Origin of the sequence: uncultured Ellagibacter sp. (assembly GCF_934636505.1) — a bacterium.
In the GTDB taxonomy this organism is placed as follows: domain Bacteria; phylum Actinomycetota; class Coriobacteriia; order Coriobacteriales; family Eggerthellaceae; genus Ellagibacter.
Genome location: NZ_CAKUAL010000037.1, coordinates 1 through 20,433 on the forward strand (window position 1 = coordinate 1; position 20,433 = coordinate 20,433).

General features: G+C 61.5%; 21 protein-coding genes and 2 tRNA genes. 21 read left to right on the plus strand and 2 right to left on the minus strand.

Annotated features, from left to right (window positions below):
* Positions 1-33: 33 nt before the first annotated feature.
* The 19 genes from Q0G18_RS05655 (at position 34) to Q0G18_RS05745 (ending at position 15,027) form a co-directional block, all read left to right on the plus strand.
* Positions 34-109 (plus strand) — tRNA-Lys (locus Q0G18_RS05655).
* Positions 110-153: 44 nt separating this feature from the next.
* A tRNA-Gln gene (locus Q0G18_RS05660) sits at positions 154-227 on the plus strand.
* A gap of 295 nt (positions 228-522) precedes the next feature.
* Entirely contained in the window at positions 523-741 is a 219-nt protein-coding gene (infA, locus tag Q0G18_RS05665) for a translation initiation factor IF-1 (RefSeq protein WP_158048641.1), read from the plus strand.
* 96 nt (positions 742-837) lie between these two features.
* The gene (gene rpmJ, locus Q0G18_RS05670; protein ID WP_006363204.1) at positions 838-951 is read left to right on the plus strand and encodes a 50S ribosomal protein L36; all 114 of its coding nucleotides are present in this window, start codon (positions 838-840) and stop codon (positions 949-951) included.
* A gap of 23 nt (positions 952-974) precedes the next feature.
* Entirely contained in the window at positions 975-1,343 is a 369-nt protein-coding gene (rpsM, locus tag Q0G18_RS05675; RefSeq protein WP_296060609.1) for a 30S ribosomal protein S13, read from the plus strand.
* Between the two features lie 12 nt (positions 1,344-1,355).
* Entirely contained in the window at positions 1,356-1,754 is a 399-nt protein-coding gene (gene rpsK / locus Q0G18_RS05680; protein WP_158048643.1) for a 30S ribosomal protein S11, read from the plus strand.
* Between the two features lie 19 nt (positions 1,755-1,773).
* Positions 1,774-2,370 (plus strand): 30S ribosomal protein S4, encoded by a 597-nt coding sequence (gene rpsD, locus Q0G18_RS05685; protein ID WP_158048644.1) that lies wholly within the window; start codon positions 1,774-1,776, stop codon positions 2,368-2,370.
* A gap of 29 nt (positions 2,371-2,399) precedes the next feature.
* Positions 2,400-3,350, plus strand: a complete 951-nt coding sequence (locus tag Q0G18_RS05690; protein WP_158048645.1) for a DNA-directed RNA polymerase subunit alpha — start codon at positions 2,400-2,402, stop codon at positions 3,348-3,350.
* Positions 3,351-3,362: 12 nt separating this feature from the next.
* Positions 3,363-3,938, plus strand: coding sequence for a 50S ribosomal protein L17 (rplQ, locus tag Q0G18_RS05695; protein ID WP_297150569.1), 576 nt, complete (start codon positions 3,363-3,365; stop codon positions 3,936-3,938).
* A gap of 121 nt (positions 3,939-4,059) precedes the next feature.
* Positions 4,060-4,902 carry an energy-coupling factor transporter transmembrane protein EcfT gene (locus tag Q0G18_RS05700; protein WP_297150572.1) on the plus strand — a complete coding sequence of 281 codons (843 nt, stop codon included), beginning with the start codon at positions 4,060-4,062 and terminating at the stop codon, positions 4,900-4,902.
* Between the two features lie 159 nt (positions 4,903-5,061).
* A complete protein-coding gene (gene eno, locus Q0G18_RS05705; protein ID WP_276997933.1) occupies positions 5,062-6,363 on the plus strand; it encodes a phosphopyruvate hydratase in 1,302 nt (433 codons plus the stop codon).
* 109 nt (positions 6,364-6,472) lie between these two features.
* Complete coding sequence (gene glp, locus Q0G18_RS05710) at positions 6,473-7,726, plus strand: gephyrin-like molybdotransferase Glp (RefSeq protein WP_297150575.1); 1,254 nt, start codon at positions 6,473-6,475, stop codon at positions 7,724-7,726.
* A 59-nt stretch (positions 7,727-7,785) separates the two neighbouring features.
* The gene (locus Q0G18_RS05715) at positions 7,786-8,268 is read left to right on the plus strand and encodes a MogA/MoaB family molybdenum cofactor biosynthesis protein (RefSeq protein ID WP_297150578.1); all 483 of its coding nucleotides are present in this window, start codon (positions 7,786-7,788) and stop codon (positions 8,266-8,268) included.
* 209 nt (positions 8,269-8,477) lie between these two features.
* Positions 8,478-9,707: an alanine racemase gene (gene alr / locus Q0G18_RS05720; RefSeq protein WP_297150602.1), complete on the plus strand. Its 1,230-nt coding sequence runs from the start codon at positions 8,478-8,480 to the stop codon at positions 9,705-9,707.
* Positions 9,708-10,430, plus strand: a complete 723-nt coding sequence (locus Q0G18_RS05725; RefSeq protein WP_297150580.1) for a uracil-DNA glycosylase — start codon at positions 9,708-9,710, stop codon at positions 10,428-10,430. It begins immediately after the preceding gene.
* Positions 10,431-10,442: 12 nt separating this feature from the next.
* Entirely contained in the window at positions 10,443-12,176 is a 1,734-nt protein-coding gene (locus tag Q0G18_RS05730; RefSeq protein ID WP_297150582.1) for a folylpolyglutamate synthase/dihydrofolate synthase family protein, read from the plus strand.
* 205 nt (positions 12,177-12,381) lie between these two features.
* Positions 12,382-13,821 carry a cytochrome ubiquinol oxidase subunit I gene (locus Q0G18_RS05735; RefSeq protein WP_297150587.1) on the plus strand — a complete coding sequence of 480 codons (1,440 nt, stop codon included), beginning with the start codon at positions 12,382-12,384 and terminating at the stop codon, positions 13,819-13,821.
* Positions 13,821-14,846 (plus strand): cytochrome d ubiquinol oxidase subunit II, encoded by a 1,026-nt coding sequence (gene cydB, locus Q0G18_RS05740; RefSeq protein ID WP_297150590.1) that lies wholly within the window; start codon positions 13,821-13,823, stop codon positions 14,844-14,846. Before Q0G18_RS05735 ends, cydB begins: the two co-directional genes overlap by 1 nt.
* A 1-nt stretch (position 14,847) precedes the next feature.
* Positions 14,848-15,027 (plus strand): preprotein translocase subunit SecE, encoded by a 180-nt coding sequence (locus tag Q0G18_RS05745; RefSeq protein WP_297150592.1) that lies wholly within the window; start codon positions 14,848-14,850, stop codon positions 15,025-15,027.
* A 191-nt stretch (positions 15,028-15,218) separates the two neighbouring features.
* On the opposite strand, the gene Q0G18_RS05750 is transcribed toward Q0G18_RS05745, so the two are convergent.
* Both Q0G18_RS05750 and raiA read right to left on the minus strand, forming a co-directional pair.
* Positions 15,219-15,437 (minus strand): acyl carrier protein, encoded by a 219-nt coding sequence (locus Q0G18_RS05750; protein WP_296060580.1) that lies wholly within the window; start codon positions 15,435-15,437, stop codon positions 15,219-15,221.
* A 50-nt stretch (positions 15,438-15,487) separates the two neighbouring features.
* Complete coding sequence (gene raiA, locus Q0G18_RS05755) at positions 15,488-16,066, minus strand: ribosome-associated translation inhibitor RaiA (protein ID WP_158048656.1); 579 nt, start codon at positions 16,064-16,066, stop codon at positions 15,488-15,490.
* Between the two features lie 308 nt (positions 16,067-16,374).
* Here raiA and nhaA point away from each other — a divergent pair, with 308 nt between their 5' ends.
* Entirely contained in the window at positions 16,375-18,015 is a 1,641-nt protein-coding gene (gene nhaA / locus Q0G18_RS05760; protein WP_297150596.1) for a Na+/H+ antiporter NhaA, read from the plus strand.
* 778 nt (positions 18,016-18,793) lie between these two features.
* Complete coding sequence (glmU, locus tag Q0G18_RS05765) at positions 18,794-20,161, plus strand: bifunctional UDP-N-acetylglucosamine diphosphorylase/glucosamine-1-phosphate N-acetyltransferase GlmU (protein ID WP_297150599.1); 1,368 nt, start codon at positions 18,794-18,796, stop codon at positions 20,159-20,161.
* Positions 20,162-20,433: the final 272 nt, after the last annotated feature.

Consider the following 20,433-nt stretch of genomic DNA (forward strand, 5'->3'; position numbering starts at 1 on the left):
CGCTAGCATATACAGTTGCGCTATTGGATAAGAGGGCCGTTAGCTCAGTTGGCAGAGCAGGGGACTTTTAATCCCAAGGCCCGGGGTTCGAATCCCCGACGGCCCACCATTCCGATTGCGTAAGACCTGCTTTGGGTCTGCACCAATCCAGACTGGGGTATCGTCCAACGGCAGGACTCTGGTTTTTGGTACCAGCTATCTAGGTTCGAATCCTGGTACCCCAGCCATCTTGGATGCAGCAAAGCAGCGTTCGGCTGGGGCCATAGCAACCAAGCTGGCACCAGTCACGAAAAGCCGACAAGGCGGCTGCGCTTCCCGAAAGCGCGAATACCTGGCGATTCCACTCCGGATAAAGCGGAGCGACAATCGCGCGGCATGACCGCGGGCCTGGCAAGCAGGTATTTCGAAAACCACAGGTTTGTTGGTTTTGTGTGCTTTTGCGCTCAAATCTCCCACACAACTTTATATGTTTGATATCATCTCGTGTTGCTGTCTTAAGTCCACATTAAGAGGAGAGCACAGTTGGCGAAACAAGATGTCATCGAGCTTGAGGGCACGGTCCTTGAAGCGTTGCCGAACGCGATGTTCAAGGTCGAGCTCGAGAACGGCCACGAGATCCTGGCCCACATTTCGGGGAAGATGCGTATGCACTACATCAAGATCCTCCCTGGCGACAAGGTCACGGTCGAGTTGTCCGTCTACGACTTGAATCGCGGGCGCATCACGTACCGCTTCAAGTAGGGAACCCGCGGGTTTCCCTCGCCGAATCTCGGCAATAACGTCTGCGGCTGGACGTTTGTATATAGAAGAGAACGCATAACCGAAAGGAATTGAGAAATGAAGGTACGTCCTTCGGTCAAGAAAATGTGCGACAAGTGCAAAATCATCCGACGCCATGGCAAGGTTCTCGTCATCTGCGAGAACCCTCGTCATAAGCAGCGTCAGGGCTAGGAAGAAAGAAGGGGAATTAACCTATGGCACGTCTCGTTGGTGTCGACCTTCCTCGCGATAAGCGCATTGAAGTCGGCTTGACCTACATCTACGGCATTGGCCTCACGACCTCCAAGAAGATCCTCGCGGAAACCGGCGTGAACCCGGACATCCGCGTGAAGGACCTCTCCGAAGAGGATCTCGGCAAGCTCCGCGATTACATCCAGGAGAACCTCACGGTTGAGGGCGACCTGCACCGCGAAGTTTCCCAGAACGTGAAGCGCCTCATGGAAATCGGCTGCTACCGTGGCCTTCGTCACCGCAAGGGTCTGCCCGTTCGCGGTCAGCGTACCCACACCAATGCACGCACCCGCAAGGGCCCGCGTAAGCAAATCGGCGGCAAGAAGAAGTAAGGGAGCAGATAAGTGGCAGCTAAGAAACAAGTGCGTGCGCGCATCAAGCGCTCCGAGCGCAAGAACATTGCCGTTGGCGCCGCACATATCAAATCCACGTTCAACAACACCATTGTGAGCATCACCGATCCTCAGGGCAATGTGATCTCCTGGCAGTCCGCCGGCACCGTCGGCTTTAAGGGCTCCCGCAAGTCCACGCCGTTCGCGGCGCAGATGGCTGCGGAAGCTGCTGCCAAGACCGCGATGGAGCACGGCCTCAAGAAGGTTGCCGTTTACGTGAAGGGTCCCGGTTCCGGTCGCGAGACCGCAATCCGCTCCCTGCAGGCAGCTGGCCTCGAAATCGCGAGCATCCAGGATTGCACCCCCATCCCGCACAACGGTTGCCGTCCGTGCAAGCGTCGTCGCGTGTAGTTGAAAGGATCATATAACCATGGCAATTAACAGAACTCCGGTTCTTAAGCGCTGCCGCCAGCTGGGCCTTGATCCCGTTGTGCTGGGGTACAGCAGCTCTAAAACCTCCAAGCGCGAGCCCAAGCGTCGTCGCAAGGAATCCGAGTACGGCATGCAGCTGCGCGAGAAGCAGAAGGTGAAGTTCATCTACGGCGTTCTCGAGAAGCAGTTCCATGGCTACTTCGAGAAGGCAAAGGCCATGCCCGGCATCACCGGCGAGAACCTGATGCGCATCCTCGAGTCCCGTCTCGACAGCGTCATCTTCCGTCTCGGTTTCGCCCGTACCCGCAAGGAAGCTCGTCAGATCGTCACCCACGGCCACATCATGGTCAACGGTCGTCGTGTCGACGTTCCTTCCTACCGCGTGAAGGCCGGCGACGTCGTCTCCGTGGCTCCGAAATCCAAGGAGCTCCTCGTCATCAAGAGCGCTCTCGTTTCCAACGCTCGTTTCGAGGTTCCTGCTTGGCTCGAGGTTGACATCGAGAAACTCCAGGGCAACGTGTTGGCCCTTCCGCAGCGCGATCAAATCGATTTGGACATTAACGAACAGCTTATTGTCGAACTTTACTCGAAGTAATCGCAGCATAGTAAGGAGGCTTTTAAAACATGACAGAGTTCATGAGGCCTACTGTAACAACGGAAGAAGTCAACGACACGGTGGCTCGTTACATCGTCGAGCCTCTCGAGCGCGGTTATGGCCATACTCTTGGCAACAGCCTGCGTCGCGTGCTGCTCTCCTCGCTTGACGGCGCGAAAGCGACTGCCATCCAGATCGAGGGCGTGCAGCATGAGTTCACCACGGCTGAGGGCGTCATCGAGGACATCACCGACATCGTGCTGAACGTGAAGGGCCTTGTTTTCTCGGCTCTGAACGACGACGTCACCGAGGCGACTGCTCACGTGCTCGCCGAGGGTCCGTGCACGGTTACCGGCGCCGACCTCGACGTCCCGACCGAGTTCACGCTCGTGAACCCCGAGCACGTCATCGCGACGGTCGCCGACGGCGGCACGCTCGACATGACGATTCGCATCGGCGTCGGCCGCGGCTACGTCTCCGCCGAGCGCAACAAGCGCACGGAAGATCCCATCGGGGTCATCCATGTCGACTCGCTGTTCTCGCCGGTTCGCCGCTGCACGCTGAACGTGTCCGACACGCGCGTTGGTCAGCGTACCGACTACGACAAGCTCGTCCTCGAAGTCGAGACCGACGGTAGCATCGCCCCGACTGAGGCCGTGTGCCGTGCTGCGAACATCGTGAACCAGTACATGGGCGCGTTCCTGAGCCTTTCGAATACCGACGAGGAAGAAGGGGAGGAAGCTCCCTCCATCTTCGCGCCCGAGGGTCAGGAGTCCAATGCCGAGCTCGACAAGCAGATCGAGGATTTGGACCTTTCCGTCCGCTCCTACAACTGCCTGAAGCGCGCTGGCATTCATTCCGTCCGTCAGCTCGTCGAGTTCTCCGAGAACGACCTGCTGAACATCAGGAACTTTGGTGCGAAGTCCATCGAGGAAGTGAAGGACAAACTCATTTCCATGGACCTCAATTTGAAGCAATAGGAGACCGAGATCATGAGACACAACAAGAAGGGGCGCAAGCTCGGCACCGACTGGAGCCACACTAAGGCTATGAAGCGCAGCCTTGTCAAAGCCCTTTTCCTGAACGACCGCATCAAGACGGTCGAGTCGCGCGCCAAGGAGATCCGTCCTGACGTCGACAAAATCATCACCTGGGCGAAGAAGGGCGACCTGCATTCCCGTCGTCTCGCTATCGCAGCTCTTGGCAACGACAAAGAGCTCGTTCGCGAGATCTTCGAGAAGGTTGAGCAGGGCCTGTTCGCTGACCGCCAGGGCGGCTACACCCGCATTATGAAGCTGGGTTTCCGCAAAGGTGACAATGCTCCTATGGTCATCATGGAGCTGTGCACTGAGCCTGTTTCCAAGAAGACCAAGACCGAGGAGAAGCCGGCTGCCAAGAAGGTTGCTCCGAAGAAGGTCGAGGCTGCTGAGGAAGCTAAGGCTGAGGAAGCCAAGGCCGAGGAAGCTAAGGCTGAGGAAGTTGCCGAAGAGGCTGCTCCTGCTGAAGAGGCTGCAGCTGAGGAAGCTGCTCCTGCCGAGGAGGCTGCAACCGAGGAGAAGGCCGAATAGCTTTTCCTCTATGGGATGTATGAGAGAGTCGGGGCACTGCCTCGGCTCTCTTTTTGCATTTAGGCCGACTTGACGCGGCCTTGCTCGGTTTGGTCGGTATACTGCTTGCGTGCATTTAGCTGTGAAGACATATCATTTCGGGACATCCCCTCTCCATCGGGCTGATCCGCGCGTGAAGATCGCGCTGCTCCTTGCGTTCTCGATCACCCTGTTTCTCCTTGAGACATGGACAGGGATCGCAATTGCCGCGGCGCTGTACGCGCTTGTTCACGCGATAAGCCGCGTTCCCTCCAAAAGCGTCTTCGTGCTTTCGGCGCCGACGTACGTTTTGGTCGCCGTGGCCATTGCGTTCTGTTCGTTCACCTGGGATGTTTCGCTGCCGATATATCTTTCCGACGCCGAGGCGTCCATGGCCGCCCCCTTCGCGGCATTCGATCCCATTGCCCTTGCGGGGACGTTCGGCTTTGTTCCCGCCGGCTTCGCCAAAGGGGCGTTCAACGCGATTCGCGTCGTGATCTTGGTGTACGCGAGCTTGCTCGTGAGCTTCACGACGACCTCGACGGAGATGATGAGCGCGGCATCGAGCTTCATGGCTCCCCTCAAACGCACGCCGATTCCCGTCGACGATGCTGCGTGCGCCCTCTCGATCGCGCTTCGCTTCATTCCCGTGACGGCCGAGGAGCTCTGCCAGGTTCACGATGCGCAGTGGTCGCGATGTGCCCGCTTCTCGGGGTCGGGCGTTGTCGAGACGCTGCGCGCGTGGGCGCGCGTGTTCGTTGCGCTTTTCGTTGCCCTCTTTCGGCGTGCGGATCGCCTGGCAGCTGCGATGGACGCACGCTGCTACGGCGCTCCGACGAAGGATGGGCGTCGAAGCGCCCTTGAGGAATCGCATCTCGGCATTCGGGGGGCGGCGGCAATCGTTGTCGGCATTGCGGCTTGCGTGTTTCTCGCCCTCTTCTTCTAGAACGCCGCTCCGTCTGCGCGCTTTCCCGCAAACGTGCTAAGGCGGGCGCTTCAGGTGCGGGTGTGAGGCTATGCGCGGTTGTAGTGGTATAGTTTCCCTGTTGGGTTTCGGCCGCGTTTGCGTCGGTCGGACGAAAAGAATCCTTCAGGGAGGTTTTGCATGGGCATGATCATCGACGTATTCGGGCGTGAGGTTCTCGACTCTCGCGGAAACCCGACGGTTGAGGTTGAAGTGGCGCTTGACGACGGCTCGTTCGGTCGCGCTGCGGTTCCCTCCGGTGCGTCGACGGGCGCATTCGAGGCTGTCGAACTGCGCGATTGCGACACGCATCGCTATATGGGCAAGGGCGTTCTGGACGCTGTGACCCATGTCAACGAGGAAATCGCTGAGGCCCTTATCGGCTTCGAGGCCGAGGATCAGCGCGCTATCGACGCGACGATGCTCGAGATCGATGGCACCGACAACAAGGGTGCGCTCGGCGCAAACGCCATTCTGGGCGCATCGCTTGCCTGCGCTAAGGCGGCAGCCGAATCTGCGCAGCTTCCCCTGTACAAGTACGTCGGCGGCATCGGGGCGCATGTGCTGCCCACGCCGATGATGAACATCCTGAACGGCGGCGTGCACGCTGACAACAACGTCGACTTCCAGGAATTCATGATCATGCCGGTTGGCGCGCCCACGTTCGCCGAGGCGCTGCGCTGGTGCGCGGAGATCTATCACACGCTCAAGAAGGTCCTGCATGAGGCCGGCCTTGGCGGTGGCGTGGGTGACGAGGGCGGTTTTGCGCCGAACTTCACCACCAACGAGGAGCCGCTCGAATACATCGTCCGCGCGTGCGAGGCCGCGGGCTACAAGCCGGGCGTCGACATCATGTTCGCGATGGATCCGGCTTCCACCGAGTTCTACAACGCCGAGACGGGCAAGTACGAGCTTAAGGGCGAAGGCCGCGAGCTTTCCAGCGCCGAAATGGTCGACTACTGGGCCGCGCTCGTCGAGAAGTACCCCATCATCTCCATCGAGGATGGCATGGCCGAGGAGGATTGGGACGGCTGGAAGGCGCTGACCGACCGTATCGGCGACAAGGTGCAGCTCGTCGGCGACGACCTGTTCGTCACGAACTCCAAGCGCCTTGCGAAGGGCATCCAGCTTGGCTGCGCGAACGCGATCCTCATCAAGGTGAACCAGATCGGCAGCCTCACCGAGACGCTCGAGGCGATCGAGATGGCGAAGCGTGCGGGCTATGCGTGCGTCATGAGCCACCGCTCGGGCGAGACGGAGGACACGACCATCGCCGACTTGGCCGTTGCCTGCAACACCGGCCAAATCAAGACCGGCGCGCCGTGCCGAAGCGACCGCGTCGCGAAGTACAATCAGCTTCTCCGCATCGAGGAAGAACTGGGCGATCAGGCCGAATACGCTGGTCTTTCCGCGTTCTACAACATCAAGGTGCCGCAAGCGTAAGAAGAAATCGCTCGGTGGCCTTTCGAGTCGAAACGCTATAATAGATGCCATCGAACGTGTGCGCGCCGTCGCTTTCGCGGCGGCGCGTTTTTCTATGAAAGGGGATTCGATGGCAGAGATGATTTCTCTGGAAGAGGCGCAAGCGCTCGTTCTCGCGAACGTGGCGCCGCTTTCGACGGAGGTGGTCGAGGTTCTCGACGCCGTGGGCCGCGTGTCGGCCGCCGATTTGGCGAGCGACATCGATATCGCGCCATTTGCCCACTCGGCGATGGACGGCTTCGCGGTGCATGCGGCAGAGCTCGAGAGTGCGAGCGAGGACGAGCCGGTGGAGCTCGACGTCATTGCCGAGATTGGTGCAGGCGAGGTGTACGACGGGCCGATCGAGGCGGGCCAGTGCGTGCGCATCATGACGGGCGCGCCCGTTCCCGACGCCGCGGATGCAGTGGTGAAGTACGAGATCGTCGGTGTCGTTTCGGGTGACGGCAAGCCGGGCAGCCGCGTTTCCTTCACCGCCCCGACCAAGCTGCGCAACAATATCCGCGAAGCGGGCGAAGAGGCCCATGCGGGCGAGGTCATCGTCCATGCAGGCGAGGTCATCACCTCCGCCGGTGTCGGCTTCCTTGCTGGCTGTGGCGTGTTGCAGGTGCCGGTCCATCGACGTCCGAAGGTCGCCATCGCGGCAACGGGGTCAGAGCTCATCGACCCCTCCGAGGTCCCCTCTGCCGGCAAGATCCGCAATTCGAACAGCCTTGCCATTGCGGCATGCGCAAAGGCGGCCGGCTGCATTCCCACCATTCTTCCCATCGTGGAGGACACCTACGAGGCGCTTGAGAAGACGGTACTCGACGCGGTGGAAATCTATGATTTCGTGATCACGACCGGCGGTGCCGCAAACGGCGATTTCGACTTCATCAAGCCGGTGGTGGAGGGAACGGGCGAGCTGCTCATGACCACCGTGAACATGCGTCCCGGCAAAGCCCAGACGTTCGGCCTGGTGAAGGGTACGCCCGTCTTCGGCCTTCCCGGGAATCCCGCTGCGGCGTACTGCGGTTTCGAGATGATCGTCCGCCAGGCGCTGCGCAAGATGCAGGGTTATAGCCACTTCAACCGCCCCGTCGTTCGCGCGCGTTTGTCCCAGGACACCAAGAAGAAGGATCCGCGCCGCATTTTCTTGCGCGCGACGCTCACGAAAGACGACGAAGGTTATTTGGTCACCCCTGCGCAGAATCAGAGCTCGGGGCTTTTCGGGCCGATCCAGCGCAGCAACTGCATGGCGATCATGCCCGAGGGGCTGGAGTCTCGTGCGGTAGGTTCGATGATCGACTGCATGCTGCTCGACGTCTCCGAGGAAGTGCTGATCTAAAAGAACCCCCCATGATTTCGCGCCGCAGAGGCGCCGATGGAAGAAGAAAGGATAAAACCATGAGTGTCGAGAAGCCGGTATTCGCCATCATCACCTGTTCCGATACGCGCGGCCCTGAGTGCGATACCGCAGGTGACGCGCTTGAGTCGCTGATCGAGGAGCAAGGCTGGGCCTGTCGTACGCACATGATCGTGAAGGACGATCGCGCCGGAATCGCCGCCGCCATCAAGCGCTGCACCGACGACCTGAAAGTTGACATCGTGCTCACCTGCGGTGGAAGCGGCTTGTCCCCGCGCGACAACACCCCCGAGGCGACGCGCGACGTGTGCGAGCGCGAGGTTCCCGGTATCGCCGAGGCTATGCGATACCACAGCCTGCAGATCACTCCCTACGCGATGCTCTCGCGCGCAATCTGCATGCAGCGCGGCAACTCCATCGTTATCAACCTGCCGGGAAGCGAGAAGGCCGCCCGCGAGAATTGGGACGGCATCGTCGCTGCGCTTCCCCATGCGGTGAAGATGATGGCCGGCGGCGGGCACTAAAATATACGCCGATTTATTTCCGCTTTGTTTCGAAACGCGCCCGAACAGCTTGATTGCTCGGGCGCGTTTTTCATGAGTGCTATACTTTGCTACCGATAACAGGTTACGAGAAAGGCTTGGAAGCGGTGGAGGAGCTCATCAACGGCTTCACGGGGTTCGCTCGCAAAGCTCAACAGCAGCAACAACAATCTGCACGGAGGTCTGGCGCGATGGCCCCCGATGAGACAAGCGCGGCTGGCGCCAAGGATGAGCAGGCGGAAAAGCCCACGTTCGACCCTGACCAGCTTGCCCTGATTCCCGAAACCGATCGTCGCTGGTCATGGGTGGAAATCGACCTTTCGGCCATTCGCCACAACGTCGGTGTCGCGCGATCGCTCATCAAGCCGAGCACGCGTCTTCTTGCCGTGGTGAAGTCCGACGCGTACGGTCACGGCGCCGTGCGTGTTGCGAAGACCGCGTTGCAATCGGGCGCGAACTACCTGGCAGTCGCTACGATCGACGAGGGCATCAAGCTGCGCGAGGGCATGGTGGGAGCGCCGATCGTGCTTCTGTCCGAGCCCCCTGCTACGGCGGCGCCCCTGCTGCTCGCCTACAAGATCATGCCGTCCATCTACACGCCCGAGTTCGCCATTGCCTACGCCGAGAAGGCCGACGAGTACGGCATTCGCGCGCCGTTCCACCTGGCGGTGAACACGGGCATGAACCGCATCGGCGTACGCTACGACGACGTGGTCGATTTCATGCGGAAGGTGAGCTTCCATCGCGCGCTCGATCTGGTGGGCACGTTCACGCACTTCGCGACGGCGGACTGCGAGGGGACGCTCGACTTCGGCATCCAGGTGAAGCGCTTCACGGAGGCGATTTCCGCACTGCGCGAGGTGGGCATCGACCCCGGCATCGTGCACTGCGCGAACTCCGCCGCGACGGTCCGCTATCCGCAGGTCCACTTCGACATGGTGCGGTGGGGCGTGTCGCTCTACGGACTGCACACCTGCCAGGAGACGCGCTCGATGATCAACCTCAAGCCCGCGATGAGCGTTCATGCGCGCATCACCGACACGCGCACGCTCCCCATGAGCGAGGGCGTGAGCTACGGGCTGAACTACCGCAGCCCCGGCAGCGTGAAGATTTGCACGGTGCCCGTCGGCTATGCGGACGGCTTGAACCGCGGTCTTTCCGGCCGCACCGACTTCATCGTCGACGGCACGCGCGTACGCCAGGTTGGCAACATCTGCATGGACCAGTGCATGTTCGAGGTCGACTTGCGCACGTACGGTACCCGTCGTCGCCTCGACCCGCAGATCGGCGACGAGGTGGTCATCGTCGGCCGTCAGGGCGATTCCGTGGTGACGCTCGACGACATGGCGAACAAGCTCGGCACGATTCACTACGAGCTGGCCTGCGCCTTTGGAATGCGCCTGCCGAAGGTGTACGTATAGATGGGCAAGCCGCACATACCCCTTCCCGAGATTCGCGCCGCGGTGGAAGCTTGTCACCGCTGCCCGCTTTCGCAGGGGCGCACGCAAACGGTGTTCGGGGTGGGAAACCCTCGCGCCCGCGTGCTTTTCGTAGGGGAAGCGCCTGGTCGCAATGAGGATTTGCAGGGCGAGCCATTCGTGGGCGCCGCTGGGCACATGCTCAACGACCTGCTTGCGATCGCGGGGCTTTCCCGCGACGACGTCTACATCGCGAACGTGCTGAAATGCCGCCCTCCTGGAAATCGCGACCCCAGGCCTGAGGAAATCGAGCTGTGCGCGCCTTTCCTGCGCGAACAGACGCGAACCATCATGCCCGACTTCATCGTGACGCTCGGCAAGTTCGCCACGCAGTTCATCCTGAAGACCGAGGTGGGAATCACGCGGCTGCATGGGACCTTGCAGCATGCGGGCCGCTTCAGCGTCTTTCCGATCTACCATCCCGCGGCCGCGCTCTACGATGGCAGCAAGCGCGAGGCGTTGGAGAACGATTTTGCGACACTCGGCGAGCTTTTGCGACAGGCGGGCATCGTTGCCGCCGCTCCCGATGGTTTGCAGCCAGGCGGGGAAGACGGGGTGCAGCAAGTGCGCTCGGTCGCTCTTGTTTTCCCTGATGAGTCGGGGGATGCGCCGCAGCCTTCTCCAGTGAAAGAGAATGAATCGTTCTCGCAGCAAAAACTTCTCTAAAAAGGTGGAAGCATGCCTTTCGACGCAATCGAATACATCAACACGCCTCGTTGGCTGACGTCCCGACTCGGCCTTGAGCGCATCCGCGAGCTTCTCGATCGGCTGGGGCGCCCTCAGGACCGCTTGAAGTTCGTCCATGTCGCCGGCACGAACGGCAAGGGGTCGACCTGCGCCTTCGCGGCGTCGATCCTTGCGGAGGCGGGCTTTAAGACGGGGCTTTTCACGAGCCCCTACGTGGAGACCTTCCATGAGCGCATCCGTGTGAACGGGCTCAACATCTCAGATGAGGACCTCACGGCTGCAACGCTTCGTGTGCGCGAGTGCGCCGAGGCGATGGAGGCGGAAGGTGGCGAGCACCCCACCGAGTTCGAGCTGATGACCGCCGTGGCGCTCGTGCATTTCGCGCACGTCGGCTGCGATATCGTGGTGCTCGAGGTGGGGCTTGGCGGCCGGCTCGATTCCACCAACGTCATCGCCGCGTCCGAGGTTGCGGCCATCGTGTCTATTGCGCTCGACCACACGAACCTGCTCGGCAGCACACTTGCCGAGATTGCCCACGAGAAGGCGGGCATTGTGAAAGAGGGTTCAACCGTGGTGTCGTGGCCGCAGGAGCCTTCCGCCATGGAGGTGGTGGAAGGTGCGGCACGGCGCGTGGGCGACAAGCTCGTTGTGCCTGATTTCTCGATGCTTTCGGTGGGGAAGGTGACGAGGGGCGCTGCGCCGTTGACTCGCGGCACCGCTCTTGAGCATGAGGGGCATGCTCCGTGCTCAGACAGTCCTCGCTTCGCTGCGGAACTGCGCGCGGAGCACGCCCCTCATGCTCAAGAGCTCCAGGCGGGAGCCGAGGGAGGCTCAACCTGCGAGACCGCTTCTGAGCGGGGGCAGCATGCTCCGTGCTCAGACAGTCCTCGCTTCGCTGCGGAACTGCGCGCGGAGCACGTTGCCCCCGCCCAGAAGCTCCAAGTAAGTTCGTCAATCGATGCCGGGTTTGGTGGGCGTATGCCACGCGCAGTTCCGCACGAGCCGAACGTGCCCTCTGGCACGTTCGTGCGAGCTCAGGACTGTTTGAGCATGGCATATGCCCACCGAACCCCTATGTCGCAGGTTGAGGGGACTCTTCCCATGCGTCAGTTCTCGTATCGCGGGTGTGAGTATGCGACGCGGCTTTTGGGGTCTTATCAGCCTTCGAACGCGGCGATGGCTATCGAAATCGCTGGTGCGCTGCGCGAGCGCGGCTGGGAGATTCCTGATGAGGCTATCGCTCGTGGAATTGCCGAGACGCGGTGGCCTGCGCGCTTTGAAGTGCTTGATCAACCAGCGGGTATGCCGACTGTGGTGATCGATGGCGGCCACAACCCGCAGGGCGCGGGCGTGCTCGCCGATTCGCTGTGCGACGTTTTCCCCGATAAAAGGCCAGTATTCCTTGTTGGCATCCTTGCCGATAAAGACTATCGCTCGATGCTTCGCGCTGTCGCGCCGTTGGCGAGCGCCTTCGTGTGCGTGACGCCGCCTAATCCGCGCGCCCTCGATGCGGCCGATCTCGCTGAGGCGATTCGCGAGACGTGCGACGAACTCGGCGTTCGCACAACGGTTGAGGTTGCGGGCGATTTCGACGATGCCGTCTCTGCTGCGCGTAAAATCGCCGGCCCCGAAGGCCTTATCTGCGCATTCGGCAGCCTCTACTCGGTTGCCGATGTCAAGGCTGCGTTTCTTCGCGCTGCGGATAGCAACTCTCTGCAGTCGTAGGGTTTCCTGACAACATTTCGCATATACGGCGCTTGGCTACTGCGCGCGGCGGGGCTAGGCTTTTGCTGTCCGCTTGCAGAGGGACTTTCTGCAAGGTGCATTATCGAAAATAAATCCCAATAATAATGAGAATAGTTATCGATAATGTGCTATCCTGACATCCAATAATCAATCATCGCATATGCGAAGAGGAGGGGGTTGCGTTATGGATATTTTGACCGACGTTGCTTTACTCTCACGTATCCAGTTTGCGCTCACCGTTGCGTACCACTTCATATTCGTCCCGCTCTCGATCGGGCTTGGCCTGATTACGGCGATTTTCGCGACGAAGTACTACCGTTCGCGCGACGAGAAGGACGGCGCGGCGGTGCGTCTCTGGGTAAAGATTTTCACCGCGACGTTCGCCATCGGTGTGGCGACGGGCATCACAATGGAATTCTCCTTCGGTACGAACTGGGCAGATTATTCGCGCTTCGTAGGCGACATCTTCGGCGCCCCGCTTGCCGCAGAGGCGCTGTTCGCCTTCTTCTTGGAATCGGTGTTCTTGGGGGTTTTGCTGTTCGGCCGTAACAAGGTTTCGCCCAAGTTCTACACCGTGTCGGCGTGGCTTGTGTGGGCAGGCTCCCTTTTAAGCGCGCTCTGGATCCTTATCGCTAACTCGTGGATGCAGACGCCCGCCGGCGCCGAGCTTGCAACCGATGGGAGGAAGGCCATCATCACCGACTTCCTCGCAGCGGCCATGAACCCCTCGATTGCCCCGCGCTACTTCCACGTGATCGTTGCGCTGCTGATTATCGGTGCGTTCACGTCGCTCGCCTTGGGCGGGTGGTACCTGCTCAAGAACAAGCACACCGACTTCGCCATGAAGACGGTGCGCATCGGTGCTGTTGTCGGCATCGTCGCCTCGTGCGCCATGATCGTGACTGCGCATGCGTCCGCCGTTCAGGTGTCCGAAGAGCAGCCCACCAAGCTCGCCATGATGGAGGGCATGTACAACGACGAGGTGCCGCCGCTCTACGCGTTCGGCTGGGTTGACGAGGAAAACGAGAAAGTGATTACTCCGTTCGCCATTCCCGGCGGGACGAGCTTCCTTGCGACCGGTACGTGGGATACCGAGTACAAGGGCCTGCACTCGCTCGCGCAGGAGGAGAAGTATTCCGACATGAACGTCGCCGACCAGCCCGTGAACCTTGTGTTCCAAACGTATCACCTGATGGTCGCCATGTATGGGCTCATCATGGTAACGGCGATTCTCGCGATTGTCTTCACCATGCGCGGCGGGCGCGTCCGCTCGATGCGCTGGCTGCAGAAGTTGTTCGTCATTTCGCCGCTGTTCCCGTTCGTAGCCATTCAAGTTGGTTGGATCACGGCGGAGGTGGGGCGTCAGCCATGGGTCGTCTATCCCTCGACGACCGGTCCCGACGGCGTGGCTCTTTTGACGAACGACGCGATTTCTCAATCCGTGTCGGCGCCTGAGCTTTTGATCACGCTGGCGCTGTTCCTCGCGGTCTACCTGTTCCTCCTCATCGGCTGGGTGCGCGTCATCTCCCATTTCGTGAAGCAGGGGCCTGATGAGGGTGCCGCCAAGGCGGCCGATGGGAATCTTGCGGTGGCCGGTGCAGGTGAAAAGGGTGGTGAGCAGTAATGACGATTCTTCAGATACTGTGGTTCTTCCTGATCTTCGTGCTGATCGCGGGCTATTTCGTGCTCGACGGATTCGACTTGGGCGCGGGCGTGCTCTACCCGGTCCTCGCGAAGAACGAGACCGAGCGCGCATATATCCGCCGCAGCATCGGCCCTGTGTGGGACGGCAACGAGGTTTGGCTGCTCACGGCGGGCGGTGCGTTGTTCGCGGCGTTCCCCGCAGCATACGCCACGACGTTCTCGGGCTTCTACCTCGCGGTGATGCTCGTGCTCTTCGGGCTTATCGTGCGCGCCGTTTCGCTTGAGTTCCGTGCCCATGACGCCAGCTGGTCGCGCGTGTGGGACGTGTGCTTCATCGTGGGATCGTTCCTACCGGCGCTTCTGCTCGGGGTTGCCGTGGGCAATGCGTTCGCGGGTATTCCCATGGCGGCGAACGGGGATTACTCGGGTGTTCCGCTTCTGGGGCTCATCACCCCGTACACGCTGCTTGTCGGGCTTCTCGGTTTCGCGATGTGCCTGACGGCGGGATGCTTGTGGATCGCGCTTAAAACGCCCGAGGGAAGCGATCTTCGTGCGCGGGCGCGCAAACTCGGAGGCATTCTGCAGATTGTGACGCTCGTGCTGTTCGCGGTCTGCGGTGTTATGACGCTCGGGGTCATCCGCCCCGCTATTGAGCCCGCAATGTGGCCTGTGGCCTGCGTGTTTGCCGTACTCTTCGCAATCGCTCTCATCGTGTCGATATACCTGGGCCGCGCGAAGGGGAGCGACTTGGGTGCGTTTCTCGCCCAGTCCGCAGGCGCGGTCTGCCTTATCGGGCTTCTGGCGACGTCGATGTTCCCGACGCTCGTCGTTGCCGATTCCGCTGGCGTGGGCGCTTCGATCACCGCGGCGACGGCAGCATCCTCGGAGATTTCCCTTGCTTGGATGACGGGCATCGCGTGTATCGGCGTGCCGCTCGTGTTGGTGTACCACGTCATCGTCTACCGCACGTTCCGTGGCCGCTTGAGCGAGGAAGACGTGGCGTAGCATGGAGAGAAAACACTACCTGAAATGGCTCTCCGTCCTTTGCGTGGTACTGGCGGCGTTCGGGGCGGGCATCTTCGCTGTGGGATACCAGCCTTTAAGCGTCGGGCGCGTGGCGACGATCTGTCTGCTCGTTGTGGCCGCCGCCGTGCTCGCGTGGTTTTCTCGCCGCGATCGCTCGTAGGTTTCCTGCTGACGCGGGCGCGCGCGTTCCGGCATCTTGTCGAAGCCGCCGCGCGTGCCCTCGCGTCTCGCTGTGGCAGCGGTGCATGCCCTCGCGTTTTCCCGTTGCCGTACGCGTTTTCGCCCCGCCGTGCATTCCCCAAAAAGAAAAGAGCCCGCAGATGCGGGCTCTTTCGTTGCGGTGGTGAAACCTTAAAGGTTGTCGATGTACTCGACGAGGTCACCGACGGTGGTGAGGCCTTCCGGCTCGCCGAAGTCGACGCTGCACTTCTCCTCGAGATCGCAGATGAGCTCGACCATGTCCAGGGAGTCGATTCCCAGGTCTTCGAAGGTGGCGTCTTCGGTCACGTTCTCGGGGTCGATGTCGAGGTTCGATTCGAGAACTTCTTTAACGGTATCAAGCGTAGCCATTGAAGGCATCCTTTCTCACAGTGAACTAGCGAAGGTATTGTACCCTATCGCTACTCCTTCTGCTTCAAAAGGCCGTAACCTCCATTGTCGCGACGGTAAAGAACATTCACCAAGTTCGTGTCGCGATCGGTGTAAGCGAAGAAATCGTGGCCCAGAAGGTCGATTTGCACGAGTGCTTCTTCCTCGGTGAGCGGCGCGAACTCGATTTCCTTCACGCGCACGACCTCGTCGTCGGACAGCTCGCTCATGAGCCCGTCGAGGTCGAGCTCCCCTTCGGAGACGGGAATGGGCGAGGCGTCGACGGTTTTCTCGCCGTTGCGGGTCTTGCGATCGATGACGCGCGTCTTGTACTTGCGAAGCTGGCGCAGCACCTTCGCTGCAGCGACGTCGATTGCCGCGTACATATCGTCTTCGTGCTCTTCCACGCGGATGATGTGGCCCTTCGTGCGCAGTGTGACTTCGCAGGTGTCGGGGCAGGGGTTCGCCGGGTTCTTCTCTTTGCTCAGGACGACTTCGGCGTTGAGGGGGTCGATATCCATGACCTTCATCGAGTTGCCGATTTTCTCCTCGGCATAGGCGCGCAGCGCGTCGGTTACAGGCATTTTGCGGCCGGATACGGTAATGCTCATAGTTACCACCTCACAATCGTGGCGAATAAAAAACAGCCTGGGAGGATGCCCTTGTCCATGCGGGTTTATCTGCGATTTCGATACCCGTCTGCATGGAACATGTTGGCTCCTTACCTCGAAGCTGATAGGTACAGCATAGCGCAAAACGGCGTCGGCGGAGATGAGTATTTGCGACCATTTTGGCAACGCTTCGCTTACATTCGCAGGTGAAAGGGGGTTTTGTAAGTTAAGAACCCGTTATTTGAGGGATAATGCAGCAAACGCCCGACCCCGTGGTATGCGCTATTCGCGCATAGATTGGATTCCCCATGACCGAACATTGTGCCTCATCTGCGCACAAAGAAGAGCGCTCTGCGGAAAGCGTGGCTCTCGATGCGCCTGCAGCACCCGAGCACCCCAGCGCGCAAAACCCCGATCCGGGGCGCATCTACATCAGCGAAGTTCAGCGCCATCAGGCCCGCTATCGCAAGCTCATCCAGTTCACGAGCTCGTCCACGAAGGCGGCGGGTGCGATGCTCCTCGCGGCGATCGCGGCGCTTGTGGTGGCGAACTCTCCCGTCGCCGACGCCTTCTCCCATTTCTGGCACACCGACGTCGGCTTCGTGTTCGGGCAGACGCAGGCGACGATGCCTCTCTCGCACGTGATCAACGACGTGCTTATGGCGGTGTTCTTCCTGCTTGTGGGCTTGGAGATCAAATACGAGATGACGGTGGGCGAGCTGACGAACATCCGCCAGGCGATTCTTCCCATCGTCGCTGCGGTGGGCGGCGTGCTCGTGCCCGTGGTCGTCTACTCCGCGCTCAGCGTGGGCAACCTCGACACGGCGGGCGGCTGGGGCGTCCCGACGGCGACCGATATCGCGTTCGCGCTGGGAATCTTGGCGCTTCTCGGCAATCGCGTGCCGAACGGGGTGCGCGTGTTCTTGAGCACCTTGGCCGTCGCCGACGACATCATCGCAATCATCGTCATCGCGGTGTTCTACGGGCAGGCGCCGTCTTTGCCGTGGCTTGGCTGCGCGGCGGTCGTCTTCTGCGCGCTGTTGCTCATGAACAAGCGCCACGTGTTCTCGCTGTATGCGTATCTGCTTGTGGGGGCCGTGTTGTGGTACTGCGTGTTCATGTCGGGCGTGCACTCGACCATCGCCGGCGTGCTGCTTGCGTTCGCGATTCCCTCCGGCTCGCGCGTGAACGTGAAGAGCTTCATCCGCTGGTCGGGCGAGCGCGTCGTCGAGGCGAAAAGCGCCTTCAACGCGCAAGAACCCGTCATCGGGCAGGAGGATTACCTGAAGACGGTCTCCTCGCTGGCGCGCGTATCAAAGCAGGTCGTGCCCCCGGCGACGCGTTTGGAGCATCTGCTCTACCCCTGGGTGTACTTCGCGATCTTGCCCCTGTTCGCGCTCACGAACGCGAACGTCGGGCTTGCGGGCAGCGACCTGGGCGCCCTGTTCTCGAACCCGGCGCTGCTTGGCGCGTTCTTCGGCCTGGTGGTGGGCAAGCCGCTTGGCATCATGGCCGCGAGCTTCCTTGTGGTGAAGCTGAGGGCGGCGAGCCTGCCTGAGAACGTGACCTGGATGCATATGCTCGGCGCGGCGGTTTTGGGCGGCGTCGGCTTCACGATGGCAATCTTTGTGGCGAACCTGGCCTACGTCGATACGGCCACGATCGCCGCGGCGAAGCTCGGCATCCTTTTAGCCTCGCTCGTCGCGGGCGTCGTGGGCTTTTCGCTGCTCGCGGTGCAGGCGAAGTCGGCGCAGAAACAGGGTGTGGCCTTCATGTCTCTCGGCCCGAGCGAGATGCGCCGCCAGACTGCGGGCGAGGAAGCCAACGTTGCATCCGAGAGGCTCCTTCGCGAAATCGACGATCCCGAGGTCATTCGCGAGGTGGAGCAGGCGCTTGCGGGGTGCGAGGGTATCGCGGAGGTGGCGGTCTCCCTCAAGGAGAAGCGCTAGCGCCGCCGCGGCGCGTCTCCCTGCGGGTTTTTCTGCCCCTGGTTGACCCTTGTCGCCTCGCTCCCCGTCGCGGGGCGCCCCCGCTAGAGGTTGAAGTCTTCCCGCTCGAGGGCGAGGAATTGCGAAAGCGAGCTCGCGAGGCCCCGGTAGAGTCCGCATCGCGCGCGTCCTGCATCAAAAGCACCTCTTCGCTCGTGTAGACCGACTCGTAGGCGATCACGGGGTTCGGCGACATGTTGAGCAGAAGCGCCGCGAAGTCGGACGCCGCATCGCCGCGCGCCTGCTCGATGTCGCTGCCGCGAAGCGACGCGAAGTATTCCCCCAGCTCCCCTTGGACGGCGGGCGCGAGGTTCGCCGCCTGCGCCAGGAACTCGGCAGAGGGCTCTTTCGCGAGGAGCGCGGAGGAGAGGCGATAGATCGAGGCGCGCTCGCGGGGCTGTGCGCTCTGGTCGGAATCCGAATATGCGTCTGTGCTATGGCGTTCTCGTCTTGATGATCCTTTGCAAGCAGAATTCCGCGCCCTCGCGCGTTGCAAAGCAGAAATGGGAAGGGCGGCAGAAGGGGGCGTGCGTCCCCAGCCCTTCGAGGGATATGTTGCCACCTCGGGCGCCTTCGCGGTCAAGGGGGTTGTGCGCGAAGGCGTGCAAGCGGCCGCTGTGCTCGATGAGCGATTATCTTTGATGGTATACCAGTGAGCCTGCAGCCTGCGGGAACGTGTCAGTTTCGGGTTGCGCTATACTTTTCCTGGCATTTTTCAACCAATCGGAAGGTCGTTTCAATGGATACTGCCGCCATCGTGCTCGCCGCAGGTGCGGGAACTCGTATGAAATCGAAAAAACCCAAGGTCGCGCACGAGATTCTCGGCAAGCCGCTCGTTCGCTGGGTCGTTGACGCCGCGCGCGAGGCCGGCGCCGACCGCATCGTGTCGGTGGTGGGGCACGCTCGCGAGATCGTGGAGCCTTTGGTGTCCGACACCGAGGTCGTCGTGCAGAAGGCGCAACGCGGCACGGCCGACGCGGTGCTCACCTGCAAGGATGCGCTTGCCGGCTTCGACGGCTCGCTGCTCGTGCTGTCGGGCGACTGCCCGCTCATCACGCCCGATACCATTCGCGAGCTCGCCGACATGCGCGCCCGCTCGAACGCGGCGGTCGTGGTGCTCACTATGGAGCTCGACGACCCATTCGGCTACGGGCGCATCATCCGCGACGGCGAAGGGCGCGTCGAGCGTATCGTCGAGCAGAAGGATGCGAACGCCGCCGAGGCCGCCGTCACCGAATGCAATTCCGGCTTCTACTGCTTCGACGCGCAGGCGCTTTTCGAGGCGCTCGAGCAGGTGGGAAGCGACAACGCGCAGGGCGAGTTCTACCTGACCGACGTGCTCGAGATCTGCCGCGCCGCTGGGCGCGACGTGCTTGCGCTTCCCGCAAGCGACGTCTCCGAGTGCCTTGGCGTGAACTCGCGCGTCCAGCTGGCCGCGGCGACGTGCGCCCTGCAGTCGCGCATCAACAAGGAGCACATGGCAGCGGGCGTCACCATGTGGGATCCGGCCTCGGTGTGGATCGGCCCCGACGTGGAGATCGCGCCCGATGTTGAGCTTCTCCCGCAGACCTTCCTCTTGGGAAAAACCCAGGTAGGGGAGGATTCCGTCATCGGCCCGAACACGCGCCTGACCGACACCGTCGTCGGCTCGGGCTGCACGATCGACGAGACGGTCGCGATCGAGGCGCGCATCGACGATGAGGCCACGTGCGGTCCGCGCGCGTACCTGCGCCCTGGCGCGCACCTGTGCGAGGGTGCGAAAGCTGGCACTCATGTGGAAATCAAGAAGTCCACAATCGGCCGCGGTAGTAAGGTTCCTCACCTGAGCTACATCGGCGACGCGACGCTCGGCGAGGGCGTGAACGTCGGTGCCGGCTCGATCACCTGCAACTACGACGGCGCCAAGAAGTGGCCGACCACCATCGGCGACGGCGCCTTCATCGGCAGCGACACCATGATGGTGGCTCCTGTGAACGTGGGTGCGCATACGCTTGTTGCTGCGGGCTCCGTCATCACGAAGGACGTGCCCGACGGCGCGCTCGCCATCGCCCGTGGTCGTCAGGAAAACCACGAAGGCTGGGTTGAAAAGCACCATCCGTCGAACTAGACTGCGCAGTGCTTGGAAGGCGGCGCCCGAAAGGGGAGGGGCGCCGCACCCGCTCGTCGCGCTTGCCGGGTGCAATCGTGTGGGAGCCGGTGGCCCGCGCGACGCGGCCCGCGCGATGCAACTCGTGGGCGCGACTGGCGGCCAGCCCGGTCCGCGCGATGCAAGCGCCCGGTCAGCGCGGTGGAGGGGGATTTTCGATAAGAAGGGGAGTTCGATGAAGCGAGATTATCCGCATCTGTGCGCGCCGCTTACGGTGGGACGCCTGACGCTTC

Bases quoted from the DNA above. Each gene is read 5' to 3' on its own strand.
- rpmJ (WP_006363204.1), top strand. From the start codon at position 838: ATGAAGGTACGTCCTTCGGTCAAGAAAATGTGCGACAAGTGCAAAATC.
- rpsM (WP_296060609.1), top strand. From the start codon at position 975: ATGGCACGTCTCGTTGGTGTCGACCTTCCTCGCGATAAGCGCATTGAA.
- rpsD (WP_158048644.1), top strand. From the start codon at position 1,774: ATGGCAATTAACAGAACTCCGGTTCTTAAGCGCTGCCGCCAGCTGGGC.
- Q0G18_RS05690 (WP_158048645.1), top strand. From the start codon at position 2,400: ATGACAGAGTTCATGAGGCCTACTGTAACAACGGAAGAAGTCAACGAC.
- rplQ (WP_297150569.1), top strand. From the start codon at position 3,363: ATGAGACACAACAAGAAGGGGCGCAAGCTCGGCACCGACTGGAGCCAC.
- eno (WP_276997933.1), top strand. From the start codon at position 5,062: ATGGGCATGATCATCGACGTATTCGGGCGTGAGGTTCTCGACTCTCGC.
- glp (WP_297150575.1), top strand. From the start codon at position 6,473: ATGGCAGAGATGATTTCTCTGGAAGAGGCGCAAGCGCTCGTTCTCGCG.
- Q0G18_RS05715 (WP_297150578.1), top strand. From the start codon at position 7,786: ATGAGTGTCGAGAAGCCGGTATTCGCCATCATCACCTGTTCCGATACG.
- alr (WP_297150602.1), top strand. From the start codon at position 8,478: ATGGCCCCCGATGAGACAAGCGCGGCTGGCGCCAAGGATGAGCAGGCG.
- Q0G18_RS05725 (WP_297150580.1), top strand. From the start codon at position 9,708: ATGGGCAAGCCGCACATACCCCTTCCCGAGATTCGCGCCGCGGTGGAA.
- Q0G18_RS05730 (WP_297150582.1), top strand. From the start codon at position 10,443: ATGCCTTTCGACGCAATCGAATACATCAACACGCCTCGTTGGCTGACG.
- Q0G18_RS05735 (WP_297150587.1), top strand. From the start codon at position 12,382: ATGGATATTTTGACCGACGTTGCTTTACTCTCACGTATCCAGTTTGCG.
- cydB (WP_297150590.1), top strand. From the start codon at position 13,821: ATGACGATTCTTCAGATACTGTGGTTCTTCCTGATCTTCGTGCTGATC.
- Q0G18_RS05745 (WP_297150592.1), top strand. From the start codon at position 14,848: ATGGAGAGAAAACACTACCTGAAATGGCTCTCCGTCCTTTGCGTGGTA.
- Q0G18_RS05750 (WP_296060580.1), bottom strand. From the start codon at position 15,437: ATGGCTACGCTTGATACCGTTAAAGAAGTTCTCGAATCGAACCTCGAC.
- raiA (WP_158048656.1), bottom strand. From the start codon at position 16,066: ATGAGCATTACCGTATCCGGCCGCAAAATGCCTGTAACCGACGCGCTG.
- nhaA (WP_297150596.1), top strand. From the start codon at position 16,375: ATGACCGAACATTGTGCCTCATCTGCGCACAAAGAAGAGCGCTCTGCG.
- glmU (WP_297150599.1), top strand. From the start codon at position 18,794: ATGGATACTGCCGCCATCGTGCTCGCCGCAGGTGCGGGAACTCGTATG.